The sequence below is a fragment of the Georgenia wangjunii genome (genome assembly GCF_036421975.1).
GTDB lineage: Bacteria > Actinomycetota > Actinomycetes > Actinomycetales > Actinomycetaceae > Georgenia_A > Georgenia_A wangjunii.
Genome location: NZ_JAZGON010000002.1, coordinates 465,668 through 488,273 on the forward strand (window position 1 = coordinate 465,668; position 22,606 = coordinate 488,273).

The 22,606-nt window shown below is 75.0% G+C and carries 20 protein-coding genes; 14 read left to right on the forward strand and 6 right to left on the reverse strand.

Annotated features, from left to right (window positions below):
• The first annotated feature begins 14 nt into the window (after positions 1-14).
• Together V2J63_RS06065 and V2J63_RS06070 are read left to right on the forward strand one after the other, a co-directional pair.
• Positions 15-431, forward strand: a complete 417-nt coding sequence (locus V2J63_RS06065; RefSeq protein WP_331230108.1) for a universal stress protein — start codon at positions 15-17, stop codon at positions 429-431.
• A 368-nt stretch (positions 432-799) separates the two neighbouring features.
• A complete protein-coding gene (locus V2J63_RS06070) occupies positions 800-2,254 on the forward strand; it encodes an RNA polymerase sigma factor (protein ID WP_434056288.1) in 1,455 nt (484 codons plus the stop codon).
• Between the two features lie 366 nt (positions 2,255-2,620).
• Here V2J63_RS06070 and V2J63_RS06075 read toward each other — a convergent pair whose 3' ends face one another.
• On the reverse strand, positions 2,621-2,911 hold the full coding sequence (locus tag V2J63_RS06075; RefSeq protein ID WP_331230110.1) for a hypothetical protein: 291 nt from the start codon (positions 2,909-2,911) through the stop codon (positions 2,621-2,623).
• Positions 2,912-3,119: 208 nt separating this feature from the next.
• Between V2J63_RS06075 and V2J63_RS06080 the strand changes: the two genes are divergently transcribed.
• Positions 3,120-3,983, forward strand: coding sequence for a hypothetical protein (locus tag V2J63_RS06080; protein ID WP_331230111.1), 864 nt, complete (start codon positions 3,120-3,122; stop codon positions 3,981-3,983).
• Between the two features lie 111 nt (positions 3,984-4,094).
• Here V2J63_RS06080 and V2J63_RS06085 read toward each other — a convergent pair whose 3' ends face one another.
• Positions 4,095-4,277: a hypothetical protein gene (locus tag V2J63_RS06085; RefSeq protein WP_331230112.1), complete on the reverse strand. Its 183-nt coding sequence runs from the start codon at positions 4,275-4,277 to the stop codon at positions 4,095-4,097.
• 30 nt (positions 4,278-4,307) lie between these two features.
• Between V2J63_RS06085 and V2J63_RS06090 the strand changes: the two genes are divergently transcribed.
• The gene (locus V2J63_RS06090; RefSeq protein WP_331230113.1) at positions 4,308-5,306 is read left to right on the forward strand and encodes a GNAT family N-acetyltransferase; all 999 of its coding nucleotides are present in this window, start codon (positions 4,308-4,310) and stop codon (positions 5,304-5,306) included.
• Positions 5,307-5,466: 160 nt separating this feature from the next.
• On the opposite strand, the gene V2J63_RS06095 is transcribed toward V2J63_RS06090, so the two are convergent.
• Complete coding sequence (locus V2J63_RS06095) at positions 5,467-5,658, reverse strand: DUF7455 domain-containing protein (protein WP_331230114.1); 192 nt, start codon at positions 5,656-5,658, stop codon at positions 5,467-5,469.
• 160 nt (positions 5,659-5,818) lie between these two features.
• Here V2J63_RS06095 and V2J63_RS06100 point away from each other — a divergent pair, with 160 nt between their 5' ends.
• From V2J63_RS06100 to V2J63_RS06110, 3 genes are all read left to right on the forward strand, one after another.
• Positions 5,819-7,954: a DNA gyrase/topoisomerase IV subunit B gene (locus V2J63_RS06100; protein ID WP_491062219.1), complete on the forward strand. Its 2,136-nt coding sequence runs from the start codon at positions 5,819-5,821 to the stop codon at positions 7,952-7,954.
• A gap of 144 nt (positions 7,955-8,098) precedes the next feature.
• Positions 8,099-9,112 (forward strand): GNAT family N-acetyltransferase, encoded by a 1,014-nt coding sequence (locus tag V2J63_RS06105; RefSeq protein ID WP_331230115.1) that lies wholly within the window; start codon positions 8,099-8,101, stop codon positions 9,110-9,112.
• Between the two features lie 64 nt (positions 9,113-9,176).
• Positions 9,177-10,244 carry a GNAT family N-acetyltransferase gene (locus tag V2J63_RS06110; protein WP_331230116.1) on the forward strand — a complete coding sequence of 356 codons (1,068 nt, stop codon included), beginning with the start codon at positions 9,177-9,179 and terminating at the stop codon, positions 10,242-10,244.
• Between the two features lie 132 nt (positions 10,245-10,376).
• Here the strand turns inward: V2J63_RS06110 and V2J63_RS06115 are convergent, their stop codons facing one another.
• Entirely contained in the window at positions 10,377-12,833 is a 2,457-nt protein-coding gene (locus V2J63_RS06115; protein WP_331230117.1) for a DNA gyrase/topoisomerase IV subunit A, read from the reverse strand.
• A 123-nt stretch (positions 12,834-12,956) separates the two neighbouring features.
• Between V2J63_RS06115 and V2J63_RS06120 the strand changes: the two genes are divergently transcribed.
• From V2J63_RS06120 to V2J63_RS06140, 5 genes are read left to right on the forward strand one after another with little or no spacing between them, the layout of a single operon-like run.
• Positions 12,957-13,988 carry a putative RNA methyltransferase gene (locus tag V2J63_RS06120; RefSeq protein WP_331230118.1) on the forward strand — a complete coding sequence of 344 codons (1,032 nt, stop codon included), beginning with the start codon at positions 12,957-12,959 and terminating at the stop codon, positions 13,986-13,988.
• Positions 13,985-16,693 carry a bifunctional acetate--CoA ligase family protein/GNAT family N-acetyltransferase gene (locus tag V2J63_RS06125; RefSeq protein WP_331230119.1) on the forward strand — a complete coding sequence of 903 codons (2,709 nt, stop codon included), beginning with the start codon at positions 13,985-13,987 and terminating at the stop codon, positions 16,691-16,693. Before V2J63_RS06120 ends, V2J63_RS06125 begins: the two co-directional genes overlap by 4 nt.
• Positions 16,690-17,259, forward strand: a complete 570-nt coding sequence (locus V2J63_RS06130; RefSeq protein ID WP_331230144.1) for a DUF5998 family protein — start codon at positions 16,690-16,692, stop codon at positions 17,257-17,259. The genes V2J63_RS06125 and V2J63_RS06130 overlap by 4 nt, the downstream gene beginning before the upstream one ends.
• On the forward strand, positions 17,256-18,464 hold the full coding sequence (locus V2J63_RS06135; RefSeq protein WP_331230120.1) for an alkaline phosphatase family protein: 1,209 nt from the start codon (positions 17,256-17,258) through the stop codon (positions 18,462-18,464). Before V2J63_RS06130 ends, V2J63_RS06135 begins: the two co-directional genes overlap by 4 nt.
• Before the next feature lies 1 nt (position 18,465).
• On the forward strand, positions 18,466-19,119 hold the full coding sequence (locus tag V2J63_RS06140) for a thymidine kinase (RefSeq protein WP_331230121.1): 654 nt from the start codon (positions 18,466-18,468) through the stop codon (positions 19,117-19,119).
• A 104-nt stretch (positions 19,120-19,223) separates the two neighbouring features.
• Here the strand turns inward: V2J63_RS06140 and sepH are convergent, their stop codons facing one another.
• Complete coding sequence (gene sepH / locus V2J63_RS06145; RefSeq protein ID WP_331230122.1) at positions 19,224-20,549, reverse strand: septation protein SepH; 1,326 nt, start codon at positions 20,547-20,549, stop codon at positions 19,224-19,226.
• A gap of 141 nt (positions 20,550-20,690) precedes the next feature.
• Between sepH and V2J63_RS06150 the strand changes: the two genes are divergently transcribed.
• Complete coding sequence (locus V2J63_RS06150) at positions 20,691-21,548, forward strand: inositol monophosphatase family protein (RefSeq protein WP_331230123.1); 858 nt, start codon at positions 20,691-20,693, stop codon at positions 21,546-21,548.
• Positions 21,549-21,781: 233 nt separating this feature from the next.
• Positions 21,782-22,081: a DUF4193 domain-containing protein gene (locus tag V2J63_RS06155; RefSeq protein ID WP_331230145.1), complete on the forward strand. Its 300-nt coding sequence runs from the start codon at positions 21,782-21,784 to the stop codon at positions 22,079-22,081.
• Here V2J63_RS06155 and V2J63_RS06160 read toward each other — a convergent pair.
• A complete protein-coding gene (locus V2J63_RS06160; RefSeq protein WP_331230124.1) occupies positions 22,036-22,545 on the reverse strand; it encodes a DUF3093 domain-containing protein in 510 nt (169 codons plus the stop codon). The genes V2J63_RS06155 and V2J63_RS06160 overlap by 46 nt on opposite strands.
• Positions 22,546-22,606: the final 61 nt, after the last annotated feature.

Sequence of the window (22,606 nt, forward strand, 5' to 3'; positions counted from 1 at the left end):
GGAAGGAACGTGGCATGGCCATCGTCGTGGGCTACATCTCCACGCCCGAGGGTGAGGCTGCGCTCGAGGCAGCGGTCGTCGAGGCGCGCCGGCGCGATGCCCGCCTCGTCGTCGTCATGTCCCGCCGCTCCCGTCCCGAGGACCACGCCGTCGTCGAGGCCGAGGTCGACCACGTGCGCGACGTCCTCGACGAGACCGAGCTCGCGTACGACGTCCGTCGCACCGGCCGCAGCAACGACGTCGTCGAGGACATCGTCGGTGCAGCCGAGGAGGCCGGTGCCGACCTCGTCGTCATCGGCCTGCGCCGCCGTTCACCCGTCGGGAAGCTCTTCCTGGGCTCGAACGCCCAGCGCATCCTGCTCGACGCCCCGTGCCCCGTCCTCGCGGTCAAGCCCGCGCAGCAGGGCAACGAGGCGTCCGCCGCCAGCTGACGAGACCTGGGAGCCGGCCCGGCACAGTCACGGTGGCGTGATGCGTGCGCATCCGGGCCGCGGAGCGGCGGGGCGGGCGGGAGCGAGGGCGGCCGCGGAGCGGCGGGGCCATGGCGCGACGGCGGCCGCGGAGCGGCGGTGCCGTTGGGGCAGGTGCTGGTTTCCGCGGCGCCGCGCCGATTCCCGCACGTGCTGTGGGAACAAGACGGGCGTGCGTGCGGTTGAGACAAGTGCCGCTGCGGTTGGCGGGCTGTGCGCACCGCCTCTCGCGCGGCCGGATCACGCAGGCCAGCGGTTATAATTGTAGGACCGCGACGTTCGTGATCGCCCCCTCCTCGTTCCCCGCCGAAAGGTTCTCTGTGTCGTCCGTGCAGAACACGCCCACCAGCCCGAGCGCGAAGGCGGCCGCACCGACGAGCCGCCGGACCGCGACGGCGCCCGGCCAGGCCCCCGCGCCGGTGAAGAAGGGTCCCGTTCGCAAGACCGCGGCTGCCAAGCCCGCTACGACGGGGGCCGACGTCCCCGCCGACGCCACGTCCCCGAGCAGCACGAGCACCACGAAGAAGCCCGCCGCCAAGAAGCCCGCGACGCGGGCGAAGGCCACCAAGGCCGACGCCGCGACCGCCGACGCCGTCCAGAGCGTGGCGGCCACGGAGGTCGCCGACTCCGCCGCCGACGCAGCGCCCGCCGACGCGGCGCCCGCCAAGGCTGCGCCCCGCAAGCGCGCCGCCACGACCCGCGCGAAGAAGGCGCCCCTCAAGGCCGTCCCGGACGCCCAGGAGGCCGAGGCTGCGGCCCCCGAGACCGAGTCGCCCGCGGCCGCCGAGGAGGGCAAGGTCAAGGAGGAGACCGGCTTCATCGTCTCCGACTCCGACGACGAGGACGCCCCGGTCCAGCAGGTCGTCACCGCCGGTGCGACCGCTGACCCGGTCAAGGACTACCTCAAGCAGATCGGCAAGGTTGCCCTCCTCAACGCGGAGCAGGAGGTCGAGCTCGCCAAGCGCATCGAGGCGGGCCTCTTCGCGGAGGAGAAGCTGAGCGACGCCGCGAGCCTGCCTGCGAAGGCCCGCCGTGAGCTCGAATGGATCGCCAACGACGGGCGGCTGGCCAAGAACCACCTCCTCGAGGCGAACCTGCGCCTGGTCGTCTCCCTCGCCAAGCGCTACACCGGTCGCGGGATGCTCTTCCTCGACCTCATCCAGGAGGGCAACCTCGGCCTCATCCGTGCGGTCGAGAAGTTCGACTACACCAAGGGCTACAAGTTCTCCACGTACGCGACGTGGTGGATCCGTCAGGCGATCACCCGCGCCATGGCCGACCAGGCCCGGACCATCCGCATCCCGGTCCACATGGTCGAGGTCATCAACAAGCTCGCCCGCGTCCAGCGCCAGATGCTCCAGGACCTGGGCCGTGAGCCCACGCCGGAGGAGCTGGCCAAGGAGCTCGACATGACGCCCGAGAAGGTCGTCGAGGTCCAGAAGTACGGCCGCGAGCCGATCTCGCTCCACACGCCGCTGGGCGAGGACGGCGACAGCGAGTTCGGTGACCTCATCGAAGACTCCGAGGCGGTCGTCCCCGCGGACGCGGTCAGCTTCACGCTCCTCCAGGAGCAGCTCCACATGGTCCTCGACACGCTCTCCGAGCGGGAGGCCGGCGTCGTCTCGATGCGGTTCGGCCTCACCGACGGTCAGCCGAAGACCCTCGACGAGATCGGCAAGGTCTACGGCGTCACGCGTGAGCGGATCCGCCAGATCGAGTCGAAGACGATGTCGAAGCTCCGTCACCCGAGCCGGTCGCAGGTCCTGCGCGACTACCTCGACTGAGTCGCCTGCACGAGCCGAGGCCCGCACCGTTCTCCGCAACGGCGCGGGCCTCGCTGCATCCGCGGTTCCGCCACACCTGCGAGCGGAGCGCGGCCAGGGGGAGCCCCGGGGCTGCGCGGCAGCCAGGCGCTCGACCTCTCGACCAGGGGGAGCCACGCCGCGGCCCGGGGCCGGCGTCAGCAGGGGCGGGCTCGCCGTACGACGAGGGCGGGCCCGCGGCGTAGCCAGGGAGCCGGCCCCGGCACGCAGACCCGGCCGCGCGCGGATGGCGACGGCGCTGCGATGCCCTGCCGGGCTCGGGCGGCGGGCACCCTCGGCGCGGGGCAACGCGTCGGCCGGCCTCGGGCGGCGGGCCTGCTGCCGGCCTCAGGCGGCGGGGGTGTCGCCGTCGCCCCGGTGAGGGCTGTCCGGGGAGGGGGCGGGGTCGCCGGGCGACGCCGGACGCTGCTCGTCGGCCCGGACGAGGAAGCTGCGGCCGTCGCTGCCACGACGCATCTCCCACTCGCCGCCCAGCCCGGCGAGGGGGTCGGCAGCCGCCGGCCGCGGGTCGCCCATCCGCGAGATCTGGGCGGGGCCGAAGACCTTGACCAGCTGCGTGACCATGCGGTCGGAGATCGACGGCTTCACCTGCTTCACCGGCTTCGGGCGGTCAGTCACTCGCGGTCTCCAGACTCGTCGTGCCCTGGTGGTGGGCGTTCTCAGGACGCGCACGCGCCGCGGTCAGCGCGCGGCCCCGTGCCCATTGTCTCCTGTCCCGCCAGGGCCCCGGCCCGGAGGGGAGCCGGCAGCCAGGGTGCGTGCCCAGGTCGGCGCCGGACCTCGCCGCGGACACTGGGCTGGCCACCGCGTGGCCTACGATCGCGGCGTGACCGACCTGCGACGCGCCCTTCCGTCCGACATCACGCCGCACGTGCCGACCGCCGTCGGTGCCGTCGCGGCGGGAGCGCTCACCCTCGTGGACCCGGCCCGCCTGAACCCGGCAGGGCGGTTCGCCCTGCGTTCGGCCATGGCCAGTGTCGCGGGGGTCGGTGCCTGGACGGCCTTCGGGACCGACCCCGAGACCTCCGCCGAACCAGGACGACGGGCCGCGTACACCGCCGCCGTCATCGGCTTCATGTACGGGCTCGCCGAGCTGGGCGAGGTCATGGACGCCGCGACCGAGCGCGGTCTGCGCCGGATCGGCGCCCGTCAGCCGCGCCTCGTCATGGCGCTCGCCACCGTCGGCCTCGGCCTCGCCACGGCCGTCGCGGACCACCGCGCCGCCCGCGACGCCCGGTCCGCGGACGACGCGCCCGAGCCCCTCCACCGCGACGTCCCGCCCCGGGTGCGCGCGCTCATCGGCGCGGTCCTCGCGCGCACCGAGGAGTTCGACTCGCTTCGCCTGCGGGCGCAGGTCGCTGCGGCGACGCAGGAGGTGTGGGGCGACGACGACGGGGGCCCCGTCGTCGTCCTCGCGACGCCCGACGACGTCCCGCTCGCCGTCCCCCACAGCTTCACCTTCCCGGTGAGCGCGCGCTTCGTCTCGGCGCGGGGGGTGCCCTGCGTCGTCCGCCTCGGCGTCGAGGGCGGCCGGCTGCAGTGGGCCGCCCTCGACGTCGACAGCGAGCTGTGGGACCCGGTCGCGGACGACTGGGACGCCGGTGACGGCGACCCCGATCCCCTCGCGGACGTCACATGGCCGAGTCTGGACGAGGTCACCTTCGTCACGGAGCGCTCCGGACGACCCTGAGCCCGGGCGCCGGACGCCCGCGCGAGCGCCCGCCCAGCGGCGCTCGAGGGCGGCGCCGCGGGGGTGCCCGCGGCCGTGGGTGCCGACGGGGCGGGAGGGTCCTCGGGTCGCCTACCCGAGGATGCGGAACCCGTTCCAGCCCTTCCCGATGACGGCGGTGCGGGCGAAGTTGCCCCGCCCGTCCCCCGGGTAGAGACGCAGCTCGCCGCCGCTGGTCCGGGCGATGAGGTCCGCGTCGCGGTCCCCGTTGAAGTCACCCGGGCAGGCACGCCGGACCGGAAAAGGCGTAGCCATGGCCGCGCGCGTCGCCCTACCCTCTGGCCCATGACGACGCTCGCACCCGGCACGACCGCCCTCGGGCTCACCTGGCGGCCTCTCGCACCAGCGGACGTCCCCGCGTGGCACGGCCTCGTGGAGGACATCGAGCGGGTGGACGAGCCCGCGGAGCGCTACACCCCCGAGGACCTTCAGGACGAGCTGCTCGACGGCTCGTGGAAGGACCCGGCGCGGGACACGCTCGCGGGTCTCGACGAGGGCGGGGTCCCCCGTGCCTTCGCCCAGGTCGAGGTGCGTCCGGGCGACACCCGCAGCGTGCGGGCCTTCTGCTGGGGCGGTGTCCACCCCGACTGGCGCGGCCGCGGGGTGGGGCGGGCGGTCCTCGCGTGGCAGGAGGAGGTGGCGCGCGCGAAGGTCGCCGCCGCCGGCAAGGACGTGCCGGCGCGCGTCGTCGTCCAGGCCGAGGAGGAGCTCGCGGACCGTCGCCGGCTCCTCGAACGGTGCGGGTTCACGGCGGCGCGGTGGTACTTCGACATGACGCGGCCCCTCGATGCCGAGCACCCCGTCCCGGACATCGCCCTCGACGACGGTCTCCGCCTCGTGCCGTACGAGCCCGCCCTGAGCGAGGCGGTCCGCGCGGCGCACAACGAGGCGTTCGCCGAGCACTGGGGGAGCGAACCGCGCGCGCAGGAGGACTGGGAGCGGGCGAGCGTCGGCGCGCGGACCTTCCGGCCGGCCTGGAGCTTCGTCGTCCTCGACGGCGAGGAGGTGGCCGGCTACACCCTCGCGTCCGCGTACGAGCAGGACTGGGCGGCCCAGGGCTACTCGGCGGGGTGGACGGACCTGCTCGGGGTGCGCCGCCCGTGGCGGGGACGGCGGCTCGGGGCCGCCCTCCTCGCCGCCTCGATGCGGGCGTTCGCCGCCGACGGCATCGAGCGCGCCGACCTGGGCGTCGACAGCGAGAACGCCACGGGCGCGCTCGCGCTGTACACGCGGCTCGGGTACGCACCGGTGCGGCGGACGATCACGTACGTCAAGGACGTCTGAGCCCTGCCCCCGGGCACGGGACCGCGGTGCCCGTCGGCTGGCCGTCCGGTCGCCGGGACAGACGCACGACGCCGGTGGTCAGCCGATCGGCTGACCACCGGCGTCGCGGTGGTGCGTGAGCGCGCCCTCGGGAGGGATCAGCGCTAGGTCGAGCGGGCGCTCAGCGCCCGGAGTCCTCGTGGAGACGGTGCGTCTCGTCCTGGATGGCGGTGGCGACGCCCTCGAGGGCCTCGCCGTGCTTGCGGGCGTGGTGGGCGCAGAAGAGGAGCTCGCCAACGCTGAGCGCGACCCGGACGTACGCCTGGGCGCCGCAGCGGTCGCATCGGTCCTGTGCGGTCAATGGGGCAGTCATCGTTGCAGTCACATCAGCATGTAACCACCCTCGGCGCCGTTCCATACCCGTGAACGGGGTGAGTTCGCTCCGGGCGGACTCCGGCGACCGTCGGCGCCCGCTCCGTCCCCAGCCCGCGCGGCAGACCGCCGCACCGCTCACGACTCCTTAGGATCGACCGGTGCCTCCCAAGTCGACCGCGTCCCCCGAGCTCTACACCGCCCGTCACCTCTCCGTCCTCGAGGGCCTCGAGGCGGTGCGCAAGCGCCCCGGCATGTACATCGGCTCCACCGACTCCCGCGGGCTCATGCACTGCCTGTGGGAGATCATCGACAACGCGGTGGACGAGGCGCTCGAGGGCCACGGCGACGCGATCGACATCGTCCTGCACCCGGACTCCTCGGTGGAGGTCCGCGACAACGGCCGCGGCATCCCCGTCGACACGGTCGACTCCGTGGGCCTGAGCGGCGTCGAGGTCGTCTTCACCAAGCTCCACGCCGGCGGCAAGTTCGGCGGCGGCTCGTACGCCGCCTCCGGCGGCCTCCACGGCGTCGGCGCCTCCGTCGTCAACGCCCTGTCCGCGCGGCTCGACGTCGAGGTCGACCGTGGCGCCAAGACCTACCGGATGAGCTTCCACCGTGGCGAGCCGGGAGTCTTCGACGACCGCAGGGGCACCGGCCCCGAGTCGCCGTTCGCCCCGTTCACCGAGGGCAGCGAGCTGGCCGTCGTCGGGAAGGTCGCCCGCGCGAAGACCGGCACCCGGGTGCGCTACTGGGCCGACCGCCAGATCTTCCCGACCTCCGCGCACTTCTCCTACGAGGACCTCGTCGACCGCGCGCGGCAGACGACGTTCCTCGTCCCCGGCCTGACGATCACCGTCCGGGACGAGCGTGCCCTGCCCGGGACGCCCGGCGCGGACGGACCGGTCGAGGAGGTGTTCCGCCACGACGGCGGCGCGGTCGACTTCGCCGACTTTCTCGCCCCCGACGCCTCCGTGACCGACACGTGGCGGCTCACCGGCTCCGGCACGTTCACCGAGACCGTCCAGGCCCTCGACGGCGCCGGGCACCTGAGGCCCAAGGACGTCGAGCGCACGTGCGAGGTCGACATCGCCCTGCGGTGGGGCATCGGCTACGACACCCACGTGCGCTCGTTCGTCAACATCATCGCCACGCCGAAGGGCGGCAGCCACCTCACCGGCTTCGAGCAGGGCCTGCTCAAGTGCGTCCGCAAGCACATCGATGCCAACGCCCGCCGCCTCAAGGTCACCGCGAAGGACCCGAAGATCGAGAAGGACGACGTCCTCGCGGGTCTGACCGCCGTCGTCACCGTCCGCCTCCCCGAGCCCCAGTTCGAGGGGCAGACGAAGGAGGTCCTCGGCACGGCGCCCGTGCGCGCCATCGTCGCCCGGGTCGTCGAGAAGGAGCTGGGCGCGCTCCTCGCCTCGCCCAAGCGGTCGGAGAAGCTCCAGTCGGCCGCCCTCCTCGAGAAGGTCGTCGGCGAGATGCGCGCCCGCGTCTCCGCGCGGCTCCACAAGGAGATCTCGCGGCGCAAGAACGCCCTCGAGACGTCGACGCTGCCGGCAAAGCTCGCGGACTGCCGCACCGACGACGTCGGGCGCAGCGAGCTCTTCATCGTCGAGGGTGACAGTGCACTGGGCACCGCCAAGCTCGCCCGGCAGAGCGACTTCCAGGCGCTGCTGCCCATCCGGGGCAAGATCCTCAACGTCCAGAAGGCCTCCGCGGGAGACATCCTGCGCAACGCCGAGGTCGCCTCGATCATCCAGGTCCTTGGCGCCGGGTCGGGACGCACCTTCGACATCGACGCCGCCCGCTACGGCAAGGTCGTCCTCATGACGGACGCCGACGTCGACGGCGCACACATCCGCACCCTCCTGCTCACCCTCTTCTTCCGGTACATGCGCCCGCTCGTCGAGGCCGGCCGGGTCTTCGCCGCCGTGCCGCCCCTGCACCGGGTCGAGCTCACGGGGGCGGGCGGCAAGAAGGGCGAGAAGCTCTACACGTACTCCGAGACCGAGCTCCACACGCTCCTGCGTCGCCTCGACCGCCAGGGCAAGCGCTACAAGGAGCCGATCCAGCGGTACAAGGGCCTGGGGGAGATGGACGCCGACCAGCTCGCCGAGACGACGATGGACCCCGCGCACCGCACCCTGCGCCGGGTGAGCATGGCCGACGCCGCCGCCCTGGAGAACGCCGAGCGGGTCTTCGAGCTCCTCATGGGCAACGACGTCGCCCCGCGCAAGGACTTCATCGTCGCGGGCGCCCGGGACATCGACCGCGACCGCATCGACGCCTGACGGCCACGCGCGCCGCACCTGAAGGCGGGTGCGGGGGGCCGGGCCGCGGCCGGCGGGAGGGGCTGGCCCTCCCACCGGCCCTGAGGGCCCGGCCGGGCGCCCGGGCGCAGGACGGCCACGGTGCGCCCCCTTAGAATCCTCCGCATGCCTTCTTCCCTCGCCGACCGCGCAGCACCCCCCGAGCACGTCGACCTCCCGGGGACCCACCTCGGCCTCACGTGGCGCCCGCTGACGACGCAGGACGCCGAGGAGGCCCTCGCGCTCGTCCGGCGCGGCGAGGCGGTCGACGACCCGATCCACCCCATGGCGGCCGAGGAGCTCGCCAACATGCTGGCCCGGCCCGAGCACGGGATCGAGGCCGACAGCCTCGGCGGGTTCGACGGCGACGGCCAGCTGCGTGCGGCGGCGCTCGTCCACGCCCCGCCCGGGGACGAGTCCCACGCGCGGGTCTTCGTCGCGGCGTCGGTCGACCCGCAGTGGCGGGGCCGCGGGATCGGCCGGGCGCTACTCACGTGGCAGGACGGCCGGGCGCGCCAGATGCTCGCCCAGATGGACCCCTCGCTGCCGGGGCGCATCGCCGCCTACGTGGACGAGCACCACACGGACCGCCGCCGGCTCTACGCCGCGGCGGGCTTCGGACTCACGCGCACCTACCAGGACATGCGCCGGGACCTCAGCGAGCCGCTCCCCGAGGTGTCGGTGCCTGCGGGCGTGCAGATCGTCGCGTGGACCCCGGACCTGGACGACCAGGTGCGCCGCGCCCACAACGAGGCGTTCCGCGACCACTGGGGGTCCCAGCCCGTGGAGGAGGGCGCGTGGGGGAAGATCCACCGCGCGCTCGTGCCCGAGTGGAGCATGGTCGCCCTCGCGGACGACGACGTCGCCGGCTACGCGCTGACGTCGCGGCACGAGCACCAGTGGGACGCCCTGGGCCACTCCGAGGGGTTCATCGAGCTCCTCGGGGTCTTGCGGCCCCACCGGGGGTCCGGGCTCGCACGGACGCTCCTCGCCTCGGCGATGGAGGCCATGGCGCGCGACGGGATCGACGTGGCCGCGCTCGACGTCGACACGGAGAACCCGTCGGGGGCGCACCACTTCTACGAGCGCATGGGGTTCCGCCCCGATCGCTCGCGCCTGCTCTACACCATCGAGATCTGAGCCCGACGGAGGACCCGTGCGACCGAGGTGGGTTCAGCGGGCCGTGAGGCCGTATCGTCGCACCATGCCCGAGGACCTCCCCGACGCCCAGCGCGCGCAGACGGCTCGCCCGCCGTCGCCGCTGCCGGCGCCCGTCGGCGACCACGGTCTCGCGTGGCGCTCGCTGAGCCTCGCGGACAACGTCGCACTCGTCGAGCTGCTCGCACGCATCGAGGAGCACGACAACCCGCCGTACCGCACGACGGTGGAGGAGTCGGCGGAGAACTTCGCCCAGGCCGGCAACGAGGCCGCCCACGACATGCTCGGCGGGTTCGACGCGGACGGCGTCATGCGCGCCTTCGGCATGGTGCGGATCCGCTCCGGTGAGGGGGGCCTCGTCCGCGCGCTGTGCGAGGGCGGGGTCGACCCGCGCTGGCGCCGCCGCGGCATCGGCACCGCGCTCCTCGCGTGGCAGGTCGAGCGGGCGCGCCAGCGCGTCGGTGACGACCGCGACGTGGCGGCACGGATCGTCGTCCACGTCGAGGACGGCATGGACGACGCCGTCAGCCTCCTGCGCCGCGCCGGGTTCGCGGCCCGTCGCTGGTACACCGAGATGCGCCGGGACCTCGCGAAGGAGATCCCGCAGGTCCAGCTGGGCGCCAACCTCCGCGTCGAGCCGTGGCAGCCCTCGCTCGACGACGCCGTCCGCCGTGCCCACAACGAGGCGTTCCGGGACCAGTGGGGCGCCGAGCAGCACACGCCCGAGACGTGGACGCAGGGGCGCACGTTCTTCGCTCCCGAGTGGAGCTTCGTCGCGCTCGACCGCACGAGCGACCGGGCCCGCGTCGCGGGGTACCTCATGTCCGGGCGGTACGAGCTCGACTGGCCCGCGCAGGGCTGGACCGAGGGGTACACCGAGGTCCTCGGTGTCCGCCGCGAGTGGCGCGGCAAGCGCATAGCCACGGCCCTCCTCACGACCGCCATGCGGGCCTACGCTGCCGATGGCATGCAGTACGCCGGGCTCGGCGTCGACCGCGCGAGCCGGACGGCGCCGCTCGGGCTCTTCACGCACCTCGGCTACGAGCCGACGCGTGGCTCGGCGATGTACACGCTCGAGATCGGCGCGACGCCGCCCCCGGGCTCCGCGGACTAGCCCGACCAGGGCTCGCGGGCGCGCGCCGCGGCCGCGGCTCCTGCCCAGGTCACGCCGCTCCTCGGCCTCGGGCACCCCGACGGGCGTCACGAGGACGCCCGCCACCGCGGACCCGACCGGATGGCCGAGGGGTCAGCCGATCGCCGCGACCGGTACGGGTAGCGCGTGGCCTGAGCCGTCGCGCCGCTCCTCGGGCTCGGGCAGCTCGACGGGCTGGCCACCGGCCGCCGTCGCGCGCACCGGCCCGACACCGACCCACGCCTGGACGAGAGTGTCCTCCCCGCGCAGGAAGCGGTGGGCGCGCACGCCCCCGGTGGCCCGCCCCTTGGCGGGGTAGCGGTCGAGCGGGGTCACCTTCGCCGTCCCGGGCACGGTTCCGGGCAGGGCGTTGGACGTCCCCGCCACGGTGACGACGAGGCTCCGGGAGACGTCGTCGGGGCCGATCGCGGCGACCGTGAGGACGCGGGCGTCGCCGCCGAGGCGGATCCCGGCCATGCCCCCCGCCGTACGCCCCTGCGGGCGCACGGCGGCGGCGTCGAAGCGGAGGAGCTGGGCGTCGGAGGTGAGGAGGACGAGCCGGTCCTCGTCGGTGGCGTGCACGGCCCCGACGACGGAGTCGCCCTCCTTGAGCGTGATGACGCCCCACGAGTCCCGGTTCCCCGGCCGGTCCGCCATGCTCACCCGCTTGATGGTGCCGCCCGCCGTGGCGAGCGTGAGCGTCGGCGCGTCCTCGTCGAGGCGGGCGAGGCCGAGGACCTCCTCGCCGGGCTCGAGGGAGACGAGCTCGGCCACGGGTGCGCCGCCGGACAGGCCGGGAGCGGCGTCCGTCGGGGGCAGGGCCGGGGCGTCGAGGACCTCGAGGCGCACGATGCGCCCGGCGCTCGTGACGAGCCCGACGTGACCGCGGGTCGTGGCGGGCACGGCCGAGCGGATCGAGTCGTGGGCGCTGCGCGGGCCGTCGCGGCGCGGCTTGTCCTGGGCGCGCGCGAGGAGGCCGGTGCCGCCCATGAGCACCCAGCAGGGCGCGTCCGGGACCTCGAGGGGCACGGCGGAGCCCCGGGAGGCGGAGGCCGCCTGCGCGGCCGGGCCGCCGGTCTGCTCGAGGAGGACCGTGCGCCGGGCCGTGCCGTGGTCGGCTGCCACCTGGGCGAGCTCGTCGGAGACGTGCCGCCGCAGGAGCTGCTCGTCGGCGAGGATGGCCTCGAGCTCGGCGATCTCGCGGACGAGCTCGTCGCGCTCCGCCTCGAGCTCGAGGCGGGAGAACTTCGTCAGCCGGCGGAGCCGGAGGGCGAGGATGTACTCCGCCTGCGGCTCGGAGAGGTCGAAGACGGTCATGAGCCGGGCGCGGGCCGCGTCGGCGTCGTCCGAGGTGCGGATGACGGCGATGACCTCGTCGATGTCCGCGATCGCGACGAGCAGGCCGGCGACGAGATGGGCGCGCTCGATGCGCTTGGCGAGGCGGTGCTCCGTGCGCCGGCGCACGACGCTGAGGCGGTGCCCGACGTAGACGACGAGGAGCTCGCGCAGCCCCAGGGTCCGCGGCTGACCGTCGACGAGCGCGACGTTGTTGATGCCGAAGGACTCCTCCATCGGCGTGTACCGGAAGAGCTGCTCGAGGACCGCCTCGGGGTTGAACGCGTTCTTCACCTCGATGACGAGGCGGAGGCCGTGCCCGCGGTCGCTGAGGTCGACGACGTCGGCGATGCCCTGGAGCTTCTTCGCCTGGACGGCGTCCTTGATCTTCTCGATGACGCGTTCGGGACCCACGAGGTAGGGCAGCTCGGTGACGACGATCCCGCGCCGGCGGGCCGTGATGCTCTCCATGTGCGTCGTCGCCCGGGTGCGAAAGCTCCCCCGGCCGGTCGCATAGGCCTCGCGGACGCCGTCGAGCCCGACGATCTTGCCGCCGGAGGGCAGGTCGGGGCCGGGGACGAACCGCATGAGCTCGTCGAGCGTCGCCTCGGGCCGGGCGATGAGGTGGCGCGCGGCCGCGACGACCTCGACGAGGTTGTGCGGCGGCATGTTCGTCGCCATCCCCACGGCGATGCCGGAGGCCCCGTTGACGAGGAGGTTCGGCAGGGCCGAGGGCAGGACCTCGGGCTGCATGAGCTGGTTGTCGTAGTTGGGGACGAAGTCGACGACGTCCTCGTCGAGGCCCGCGGTCATGACCATCGCGGCCGCGGCGAGCCTGGCCTCCGTGTACCGGGGGGCCGCAGGTCCGTCGTCGAGCGAGCCGAAGTTGCCGTGGCCGTCGACGAGCGGGACGCGCAGGGAGAACGCCTGCGCCATGCGGACGAGGGCGTCGTAGATCGCGGTGTCGCCGTGGGGGTGCAGCTTGCCCATGACCTCGCCGACGACGCGCGCCGACTTCACGTACCCGCGCTCGGGCCGCAGCCCCATCTGGTCCATCATGAAGAGGATGCGCCGCTGGACGGGCTTGAGGCCGTCGCGGGCGTCGGGCAGGGCGCGCGAGTAGATGACCGAGTAGGCGTACTCGAGGAACGATCCCTGCATCTCGAGGGAGACGTCGATGTCGACGATGTTCTCGGGCACCGGCGCGGTGTGGGTCGGAGGGGTCCGGCGTGGCATGGGGTCGATTCTCCCCGACGACGGGGCGTCGGTGCGCCAGCCGCGCGGGCGCGCCGGGCACCCACGCGGAGCGCGAGCACGACGCCCACGAGCGGTCCCTAGGGTGGGGGCCGGAGGTGGGGCATGGGCGGGAGCGCGCTGGACAGCGTCCTCGGCGACCTCGCGTGCCCGCTGTGCGGCGCCGCACTGGCGCGGGCCGGCTCGGCGCTGCGGTGCGCCGAGGGGCACGCCTACGACGTCGCCCGGCAGGGCTACGTCACCCTGCGCAGCGGCGCCTCCGCCGGCACGGGGGACTCGGCGGCCATGGTCGCCGCCCGCGAGGCGTTCCTCACCCGGGGGCACTACGCCCCGATCGCCGGCGCCCTGACCGAGGCCGTGGGGGCCGCCCTCGGCGTCGTCGTCGGCGCGCCGGCTGCCCCTGCCGCCCCTGCCCCTGCCGCCCCTGCGCCTGGCGCCGGGGCTCGCGCCACCTCGCCTGCCACCGACCCAGCTGCCCCTCCTGTCACCGCGCCCGGCACCGGGTCACGCGCCGCCGCACACGAGGCCGGCCCGCTGTGCGTCGACCTCGCCGGCGGCACGGGCCACTACACGCGCGCCGTCCTCGAGGCGCACCCCGGGGTGCGCGGGGTGTGCCTCGACGTCTCCGCCCCGGCGCTGCGCCGCGCCGCCCGCGCCCACGAGCGCCTCGCCGCGGTCGGCGCCGACGTGTGGCGGCCCCTGCCGCTGCGGGACGATGCCGCCGCGTGCGTCCTCAGCGTCTTCGGTCCGCGCAACGTCGCCGAGATCGTCCGGGTGCTCACGCCGGGCGGGCGGCTCGTCGTCGTCACGCCGACGCCGCGGCACCTGCACGAGCTGGCCGGGCCCCTCGGCATGATCGGCGTCGACCCGCGCAAGGACGAACGCCTCGCGACCCAGCTCGAGGGCCTCACCCTCGCCGCGCGGCAACCTCTCGAGTACGAGGTCGCCATGAGCCGCGCGGACGCGTGCGACGCCGTCCTCATGGGGCCGAGCGCCCACCACGTCGAGGAGGCCGCCCTGCGCGCCCTCGTCGACGCCCTCCCGGAGCCCGTCCGGGTCACGGTCTCGGTCACCCTCACCGCGTGGACGACGGGTCCCACGCCCGGCCCCGACCCCCGAACTAGGCTGGCGCCATGAGCGAGGACGCGTCGGCCGGCACCGCGGCCTACCCCACGCACTGGGAGGCCGACGTCGTCCTGCGGGACGGCGTCCCCATGCACATCCGGCCGATCCGTCCCGACGACGCCGACGCCCTCCAGCGGATGCACCTGCGCCAGTCCCCGACGTCGGTCTACTACCGGTTCTTCGTCCCCATGCAGCGCCTGAGCGAGCGCGACCTCCACCGCTTCACCCACGTCGACCACACCGACCGCGTCGCCCTCGTCCTCACGAGCGGCGAGGAGATCGTCGCCGTCGGGCGCTTCGACCGGCTCGACGCCCGGGAGGAGGCGGAGGTCGCGTTCTACGTCGCGGACTCCGAGCACGGCCGCGGCCTCGGCTCGGTCCTCCTCGAGCACCTCGCGGCCGCGGCGCGCGAACGGGGGGTGTCCCGCTTCACCGCCGAGGTCCTGCCCGGCAACGCCCGCATGATCTCGGTCTTCCGGGACGCCGGCTACGAGGTGAGCCAGGTCTTCGACGACGGCATCATCGCCGTCGCGTTCGACATCGAGGAGACCGGCCGGTCGTGGACCGTCATGGCCGAGCGCGAGCAGCACGCGGAGTCGCGCAGCATGCGGGCGCTCCTGTCCGCGGGGTCCGTCGTCGTCGCCGGCCTCGGCGGGGACGAGCACGTCCTCGCCGAGCAAGCCGCGGTGGCAGCGCGCTCCGGGGGCTTCACGGGACCCGTCCACCTCGTCGGCGTCGCGGGGTCGACGGCGCAGAGCCTCGCCGACGTCACCGGTCCGGTCGAGCTCGCCGTCCTCTCCGGCCCCGCGCGCGACGTCGTCGCCGCGATCGAGGAGTGCCGCCGCCTCGAGGTGCACGCCGCCGTCGTCCTCTCCGGCGGGTTCGCGGAGGCGTCGGCCGAGGGGGAGGAGCTCCAGCACGAGCTCGTCCGCCGCACGCGCGCCGCCGGGATGCGCCTCGTGGGTCCCGCCTCGTTCGGCGTCATCGCGGCCGGGCCGCACGGGCGGCTCAACGTCACGGTCCGTCCCGAGGTCCCCGACGGCGACGTCGGTCTCTTCTGCCAGTCCGCGGCCGCCGGCGTGACGATGGTCGGCGCGGCGCAGCGGCGGGGGATCGGCCTGCACAGCCTCCTCTCGGCCGGCAACCGCGCGGACGTCTCCGGCAACGACACGATGCAGTTCTGGCAGGACGACGACGCCACGCGCGTCGTCGCCGTCAACCTCGAGTCCATCGGCAACCCCCGCAAGTTCTCGCGCATCGCCCGGCGCCTGAGTGCATCGAAGCCCGTCATCGCCGTCGTCTCGGGCCAGACGGGCCAGGTGGTCCCGCCCGGGCACACGGTCCGCACGACGCGCGAGCCGCAGCGGGCCCTCGCCCAGATGCTCGAGCAGGCGGGCGTCATCCGGGTGCGCGGCGTCCACGAGATGCTCGACCTCGCGCAGCTCTTCTCCGCGCAGCCGCTCCCGGCCGGGCCGCGGCTCGGAGTCCTGTCGAACTCGGGCGCCCTCACGTCCCTCGTCGTCGGCGCCGGCCGCGCGCACGGCCTGCGCGCGGCGGACCTCAGCATCGGGCTGCCCCCGCTGGCGGGCGCGGACGCCTACGCGCAGGCGCTCGAGACGATGTGCGCGCGCGACGACTGGGACGCGCTCGTCGTCATCCACGCCCCGCCGATCGGCGGGACCGGTCCCGAGCTCGCGCGGGCCATCGCCGCCGCCGCGGCGGCGGACGGGCGCACGGTCCTCGCGTGCGTCGACGGCCCGCACGGCCTCTGTGCCGAGCTGAGCGCCCCCGGCCCGGACGGGACCGTGCGCACGGTGCCGGCGTTCGCGACCGCCCCCGACGCCGTCGCCGCGCTCGCCGGTGCCGTCGAGTACGCCACGTGGGTGGCGCAGGACCGCGGCGAGCTCGCCGACCCGGCCGGTATCGCCCCGGCCCGGGCACGCGAGCTGCTCGCCCCCGCCCTGCGCGACCTCCCGCCCGGGACGACGCGGCGCCTCGACGCGGGGGCGGCGGCCGACCTGCTCGCCTGCTACGGCCTCGGCGTCATCCCCTTCCGGCGGGTGCGGGACAGCGCCGAGGCGGTGGCGGTGGCCGAGGAGCTGGGGTGGCCCGTCGCGCTCAAGACGAGCGACGAGGTCCTGCGTCACCGCGCCGACCTCGGCGGGGTGCGCCTCGACCTCGGCAGCCCGGCCGAGCTGCGCGAGGCGATGCGGCAGATGCGCACGAACCTCGAGCCGATCCTCGGCCCCGCCGTCCGGTTCGACGTCCAGCCGATGGCCCCGGCGGGGGTCGCGTGCGTCGTGCGGGGCACCGAGGACGCCCTCTTCGGCCCGGTCGTCTCCTTCGGGCTCGGCGGGGACGCGGTCGAGCTCCTCGACGACATCGCGTTCCGGATCCCGCCGCTCACCGACGTCGACGTCGCCGGGATGATCCGCTCGGTCAAGGCGTCGCCCCGCCTCTTCGGCCACCGCGGCCTGCCGACCTTCGACGTCGCGGCTCTCGAGGACGTCCTCGCGCGTGTGTCGGTCCTCACGGACGACCTCCCCGAGGTCGCCACGATCGTGCTCAACCCGGTCCTCGTCGCCCGCTCGGGTGCGGCGATCCTCTCGGCCGTCGTCGAGGTCGCGCTGCCCGGGCGCGCGGACAGCGGGCGCCGGGTGCTGCCGGGTGCGGGCGCGAGTGGTGCCAAGATGGAGCCGTGGCCCACCGCGACATGACGACCGACCTCGCCAAGGAACTGCGTTCCGACCTCGACCGTGCCGGGTACTACCCCGCGCTCGTCAGCGGCGTCCTCGACGTCGCGCTCGCCGGCGAGTCGGTGCTCGCCTTCCTCGTCCACCCGGAGACGACGTTCGACTCGAGCGAGGTCCGGCGGCACCTCACGGCCCTGACCCTCACGCCGACGCGCCTGGTCATCGCCCACGTCGACGACGTCGCGGGCCACGACGTGCCGTCCGCAGCCGCGACGACGGAGGCGGTGCCGCTGCGCCAGATCAGCTCGGTGGCCCTCACGCACGGCGTGACGGAGCCGGCGCGCACGCGCGGCGGCGTCGACGCCCAGGAGCTGACGATCGCGGTGAGCTGGGGCACCGTCCAGCGCGTCGACCTCGAGCCCGCCACGTGCGCGGACCCCGCCTGCGACGCCGACCACGGCTACACCGGGATGCTCACGCCCGAGGACGTCGTCGTGCGGGTGAGCGCGCAGGCCGAGGGCGCCGACGCGCTCGCGCGCGCGCTCGCCTTCGCCCGCGCGCTGTCCGCCGCGACCGTGGGAGCGGCGTGACGGAGCTCGACGCCGACGTCGTGGGGGCAGGAGCCCGGACGCCCGCCGACCTGCGGCTCCCCGACTACGGCGGCGCCTGCCTGCGGGCGGTGCTCCCGGCGGCGCTCGACGCGCTCGGCGCGGAGACGACGAGCGGTGGGCGGACGTCGGCGCAGGACCGCGAGCTCCTCGGCCTGCCGCGGGCGCGCAAGGTGTGCGTCGTCCTCGTCGACGGACTTGGCGCGCAGATGCTCGCCGAGCGCGGCGGGCACGCCCCGTTCCTGCGCTCCCACCTCCCCGACTCCCTCACCCTGACGAGCGGCTACCCCTCGACGACGGCGACGAGCCTGACGATGCTCGGCACGGGGGAGACCCCGGGCGCCACCGGCATGCTCGGGTACACCGTCCGCAACCCCGCCGACGGCGCGCTGCTCAACCTCATCACGTGGGAGGACGCGGGCCTCCACCCGCGCGAGTGGCAGCGTGTGCCGACCCTCGTCGAGCGGCTCGGCGCGCCGCCCGCGGGCCCGGACATCGTCTCGGTCGGCCCCGCGCGCTTCGTCGGCTCCGGCCTGACCGAGGCGGCGCTGCGCGGGCCGCGGTTCGTCGCCGCGGGGAGCCTCGCCGACCGGGTGGACGCGACCGTGCGCCTCCTGCGCAAACCGAGCGCCGCCGACGCCGTCTACCTCTACTGGGGCGACGTCGACAAGGTCGGGCACCACCACGGGTGGGGCTCCTGGCAGTGGGGCGAGGAGGTCGAGGCGGCCGACGCCGAGCTCGCCCGGCTCGCCCGTGAGCTGCCCCGCGGCACGCTCCTGCTCATCACCGCGGACCACGGCATGGTCGACCTCGTCGACGACTCTCGCGTCGACGTCGCGACGACGCCGGAGCTCGCCCGCGGCGTCGACCTCGTCGCCGGGGAGCCGCGCGCCGTCCACGTCCACTGCGAGCCGGGCCAGGCGGAAGCGGTCGCCGCCCGGTGGAGCGACGTCCTCGGGGAGAGCGCCTGGGTGCTCCTGCGCGAGGAGGCGGAGGCGGTGGGCCTCTTCGGCGCCCTGCTCGAGAAGAACCGCACCGTCGTCGGGGACGTCGTCGTCGCGGCTCGCGGCAGGCGGGCGATCGTCGACTCCCGGACCCAGACGCCCGGCTCGATCGCCCTCGTCGGCGTCCACGGCTCGCTCACGCCCGCCGAGCTGCTCGTGCCGCTCGTCCGCGTGGTGGTCTGAGGTGGCCGAGCTCGTCTTCTTCTCGGGGACGATGGACTCGGGCAAGTCCACCCTCGCGCTCCAGGTCGACTACAACCACAGCCAGCGCGGCCGCGAGGGCCTCATCTTCAGCCGCAACGACCGGGCTGGGACCGCCGTGCTCTCCTCGCGGCTCGGGCTGCGCGCCGCGGCGGTCGAGGTGGGGGACGACACCGACTTCTGGGGCGAGGTCGTCCGCCGCCGCACCCACGGCGGCCGCGTCGACTACCTCGTGTGCGACGAGGCGCAGTTCTACGCCCCGGCGCAGGTGGAGCAGCTCGCCCGGCTCGTCGACGAGATGGGCGTCGACGTCTTCGCGTTCGGCATCACGACCGACTTCCGGACGCGGCTCTTCCCGGGAGCGGCGCGGCTCGTCGAGCTCGCGGACCGCGTGGAACGGCTCCAGGTCGAGGCGCTGTGCTGGTGCGGGGCACGGGCCACCCACAACGCACGCACGATCGACGGCGTCATGGTGACGAGCGGCGAGCAGGTCGTCGTCGGGGACACCGCCGGGGCGAACGCGCGGGAGGGCGTCGCGGGGTACGAGGTCCTCTGCCGACGGCACCACACGAGGCGGGTCACCGCCGTGACGGCGGGCGCGGCGGAGCTCAGCCCCTCCACCCTGCCGCTCGGCTGAGGCCCGGTCAGCGAGCCTGGCAGCCCGACGTCGTTGAGTCCGGCCCGCGGCGGCCGTGCGGCTGAGCCCGGGGTTCTACCGCGGCGTGCCCCCGGTGCGGCCCGTCACTCCGGCTTGGCGCCGAAGACGATCTCGTCCCAGCTCGGCACGCTCGTCCGGCGTCCCTTGGCCCGCGAGCGTCGCTTGAGCGCGTCGTCCGACGAGGGCGCAGCGCCGCCCGTGCTGCTGCCGGGGGCGCCACCGGCGGGGGTCCGGCCGCCGGACGCCGTGGCGCCGCGCGAGGTGGACCGGCTCGCGTCGGCGGCGGCGTCGGCCCTGCCGCCGCCGGTGCCGTCACCGGCGCCGGCGGCCCGGTTCCCACCGTCGCGCCCCTGCGGCTCGTGCCCGGACCCGGCGGGACGCTGCTCCGGCGAGCCCGACGGTGCGGCGTCGTCCCCGCGGCCGGTGGCGCCGGCGCTCGGGGCGCTCGTGCTCGTGGCGCCCGCGGGGTGGCGTGCGCTCTCGTCCCGGCGTGCCCGCGCGGGCATGGCGAGCACGTGGGCGTCGCGCGCCTCGTCGGGGCGCGACGCCGGCGGGTGGGCGGCCGGGGGGAGGTCCCAGTCGCCGTCGTCGTCGAAGCCGGGTCCGAGGTCGAGCTCCTGCCGGGTGCCGCGGCTCGCACTCAGCTCGGCGAGGAGGTCGTCGGTGGAGGGAGAGGTGTCGGCGCCCTCGGCGGCGCTGTGCGCGGAGGGGTTGTGCCGGTCCTGGACGCGGGCGTCGACAGCTGCGAGGACGGGGCCGAGGTCGCCGTCGGTCTCGACGTCGTAGACGCGGACGGGGCTGAGGTGGCGCCTGGTGCCCGGGCCGGTGCTCGCGCCGCCCGAGGAGAACTCCGTCTCGGAGAGCCAGCGGCTCTCGTCGTCGAGCGCGTGGACCGCACGGGAGGTCATGTCGGCGTGCCAGCGCGCCTCACGGTGCCGGTCGCCCGCCTCGAACGTGACGACGACCTCCCACGTCTTGCCGGCGCGGCGCACGGCGTCCCACGTCAGCTCCGACGTCGCCACCCCGCGCGCGGCGAGGCGGTCGACGACGAGGTCGCCGAGGACGGGCGCGTCCTCGGCCCGACCGATGTGGAAGTTGCGTGCCTGCTGGACCACCCAGGTGCGCTCGGCGACGACGGGGCCCTCGTAGCGGCGCACGTGCTCGACGGGCAGCCCGGCCTCCTCGGCGACCTCCTCGGCCGTCGCGCCGGCCCGGATCTTCGCCTGGATGTCCTTGGGCCGCAGCGTGGAGGCACCGGCGGCGCGGAGCTGCTCGAGCTGGGGCCTGTCACGGCGCACAGCGGCGCGCAACGCGTCGTTGACGCGCAGCTGGTAGCGCTGACCGTCCGGTCCGGTGAGCATGAGGTGCTCACCGTCACCGAGCAGGCCGCGCAGTTCGAGCTCAACCATGGGTCCCCCTTCGAGGTATGCACGCCAGGGTGCCATCCAGCTGGTGCGCGGGCGCGCATTCCCTGCGGTGTGTTCGCCACGGGTGCGGGCGGCGGTGGATCATGGCGGCCGGACGCACCAGTGGCACGACGAGGAGGACGCATGGACGGCACGACCGTACGGCACGCGGGGCAGGCGGAGGGCACGAGCGGGGACGAGGTGCGCGAGCTCATGGCGCTCGCGGAGCGGCTGGCGCGCGAGGCCGGCGACCTCGTCGGCACGGCTGCGCGCGAGAAGACCGCGAGCGTCGCCCTGACGAAGTCGAGCGTCGTCGACGTCGTCACCGAGGTGGACCAGGCGGCCGAGGCGCTCCTGCGCGAGCGGATCACGGCCGCCCGACCGACGGACGGCATCCTCGGAGAGGAGGAGGCGGCCCTCGTCGGGACGTCCGGCCTCACGTGGGTGCTCGACCCCATCGACGGCACCGTCAACTTCCTCTACGGCCTGCCGAGCTTCTCCGTGAGCGTCGCCGTCGTCGCGGGGGAGCCGGACCCGGCGACGTGGACCCTTCTCGCGGGCTGCGTCTACGCGCCGGCCACCGGCGCGACGTGGACCGCCGGCCGGGGGCTCGGCGCGTACGCGGACGGCGAGCGGCTGCGGCTCGGCACGCCCCCTCCGCTCGGGCAGGCGCTCGTCGGCACGGGCTTCTCCTACACCGAGGACGGACGTCGCGGCCAGGCAGAGGTGCTCACCCGCGTCCTGCCCCGGGTCCGCGACATCCGGCGGCTCGGGTCCGCGGCGATCGACCTGTGCCTCGTCGCGCAGGGCCGGCTCGACGCGTTCTACGAGCGCTACCTCAACCCCTGGGACATGGCCGCGGGCGCGCTCGTCCTCGCCGAGGCGGGGGGCGTCGTGCGCGGGCTCGGCGAGGCGCCCGCCGGCTCCGCCATGACGATCGGCGGGCACCCGGACGTCGCCGCGGCGCTGGCGGCCGTCATCGCCGGTGACGACGCGGCCTAGGCCGGCTGGGAGGCACGGGCGCCGAGCGGGGCCCGCGCGCGCCAGGTGCGCGGGTGGCGGGGCCGGCGCTCGTCGCCACGCCGAGGGTGAACGGATGCGGTGGTCCGCATCGTCATGGTGCACAATCCCGGTGCTGCGGGAACAACTTGGGCGCCGTTGCGTTGCTCAGGTTGTTGGCGCGCGGCGCCACCACCCTTTCCACCGATGAACAGAACCGGAGCGTGACGTCTTCCATGGCGACCGACTACGACGCACCCCGCAAGAACGAGGAGGACACCTCCGAGGACTCCATCGAGGAGCTCAAGGCCCGGCGGGCCGAGAAGAACTCCGGTGCGGTCGACGAGGACGAGGCCGAGGCGGCCGAGGGCTTCGAGCTCCCCGGGGCAGACCTGAGCGGCGAGGAGCTCTCCGTGCGCGTCCTCCCGCGCCAGGCGGACGAGTTCACCTGCTCGCGGTGCTTCCTCGTCCACCACCGCAGCCAGCTGGCCTACGAGGACGGCGGCCAGCTCGTCTGCTCGGAGTGCGCGGCCTGAGCAGCGGCACGTAGCGCCGCGGCAAGCTCGCGCGGCCTGCGCGTGCAGACCAGCCAGTAGGGGGCCGGGTCGCTCGCGTCGAGCACCGGCACCCGGACCGCCGCGTCCGACCACGGACGTTGGCACACGAAGGCCCGGGCGTCGGCCCCTGGCCCCAGCGCGGCGCGCAGCCCATCACGATCGAGCTCCTCGGGACTCCCGAGGAGCTCGACGTCGATGTGGGCTCGGCCGGCCCGCAGCGAGGGCACCCGTCCGCCGTCGACGACGACGAGCGGCGCCGCCACCACGAGGGCGACGACGACCGCCGTGGCGACCGTGACGGCGACGACGGCCGCGAGCGGTGGGCTGAACGGCCAGACGATCAGACCGGTCGAGGCGCCGAGGAGCGCGCCGACGACGACCACCGGCGCGCTCGGCGTCAGTCGCTCACGGAACAACGGGGCGGGTGAGTCGGAGAGGGCCACGGGACAACTGTGCCAGCCGCGCCGCGACGCGCCGCCACCGGCCCACGGGCAGACCGGCGGA

Excerpts from the sequence above, each read along its gene's own strand:
- V2J63_RS06065 (WP_331230108.1), top strand. The coding sequence starts at position 15 with ATGGCCATCGTCGTGGGCTACATCTCCACGCCCGAGGGTGAGGCTGCG.
- V2J63_RS06130 (WP_331230144.1), top strand. The coding sequence starts at position 16,690 with ATGACGACCGACCTCGCCAAGGAACTGCGTTCCGACCTCGACCGTGCC.
- V2J63_RS06095 (WP_331230114.1), bottom strand. The coding sequence starts at position 5,658 with ATGACTGCCCCATTGACCGCACAGGACCGATGCGACCGCTGCGGCGCC.
- V2J63_RS06120 (WP_331230118.1), top strand. The coding sequence starts at position 12,957 with ATGGGCGGGAGCGCGCTGGACAGCGTCCTCGGCGACCTCGCGTGCCCG.
- V2J63_RS06155 (WP_331230145.1), top strand. The coding sequence starts at position 21,782 with ATGGCGACCGACTACGACGCACCCCGCAAGAACGAGGAGGACACCTCC.
- V2J63_RS06115 (WP_331230117.1), bottom strand. The coding sequence starts at position 12,833 with ATGCCACGCCGGACCCCTCCGACCCACACCGCGCCGGTGCCCGAGAAC.
- V2J63_RS06085 (WP_331230112.1), bottom strand. The coding sequence starts at position 4,277 with ATGGCTACGCCTTTTCCGGTCCGGCGTGCCTGCCCGGGTGACTTCAAC.
- sepH (WP_331230122.1), bottom strand. The coding sequence starts at position 20,549 with ATGGTTGAGCTCGAACTGCGCGGCCTGCTCGGTGACGGTGAGCACCTC.
- V2J63_RS06105 (WP_331230115.1), top strand. The coding sequence starts at position 8,099 with ATGCCTTCTTCCCTCGCCGACCGCGCAGCACCCCCCGAGCACGTCGAC.
- V2J63_RS06125 (WP_331230119.1), top strand. The coding sequence starts at position 13,985 with ATGAGCGAGGACGCGTCGGCCGGCACCGCGGCCTACCCCACGCACTGG.
- V2J63_RS06150 (WP_331230123.1), top strand. The coding sequence starts at position 20,691 with ATGGACGGCACGACCGTACGGCACGCGGGGCAGGCGGAGGGCACGAGC.
- V2J63_RS06090 (WP_331230113.1), top strand. The coding sequence starts at position 4,308 with ATGACGACGCTCGCACCCGGCACGACCGCCCTCGGGCTCACCTGGCGG.
- V2J63_RS06110 (WP_331230116.1), top strand. The coding sequence starts at position 9,177 with ATGCCCGAGGACCTCCCCGACGCCCAGCGCGCGCAGACGGCTCGCCCG.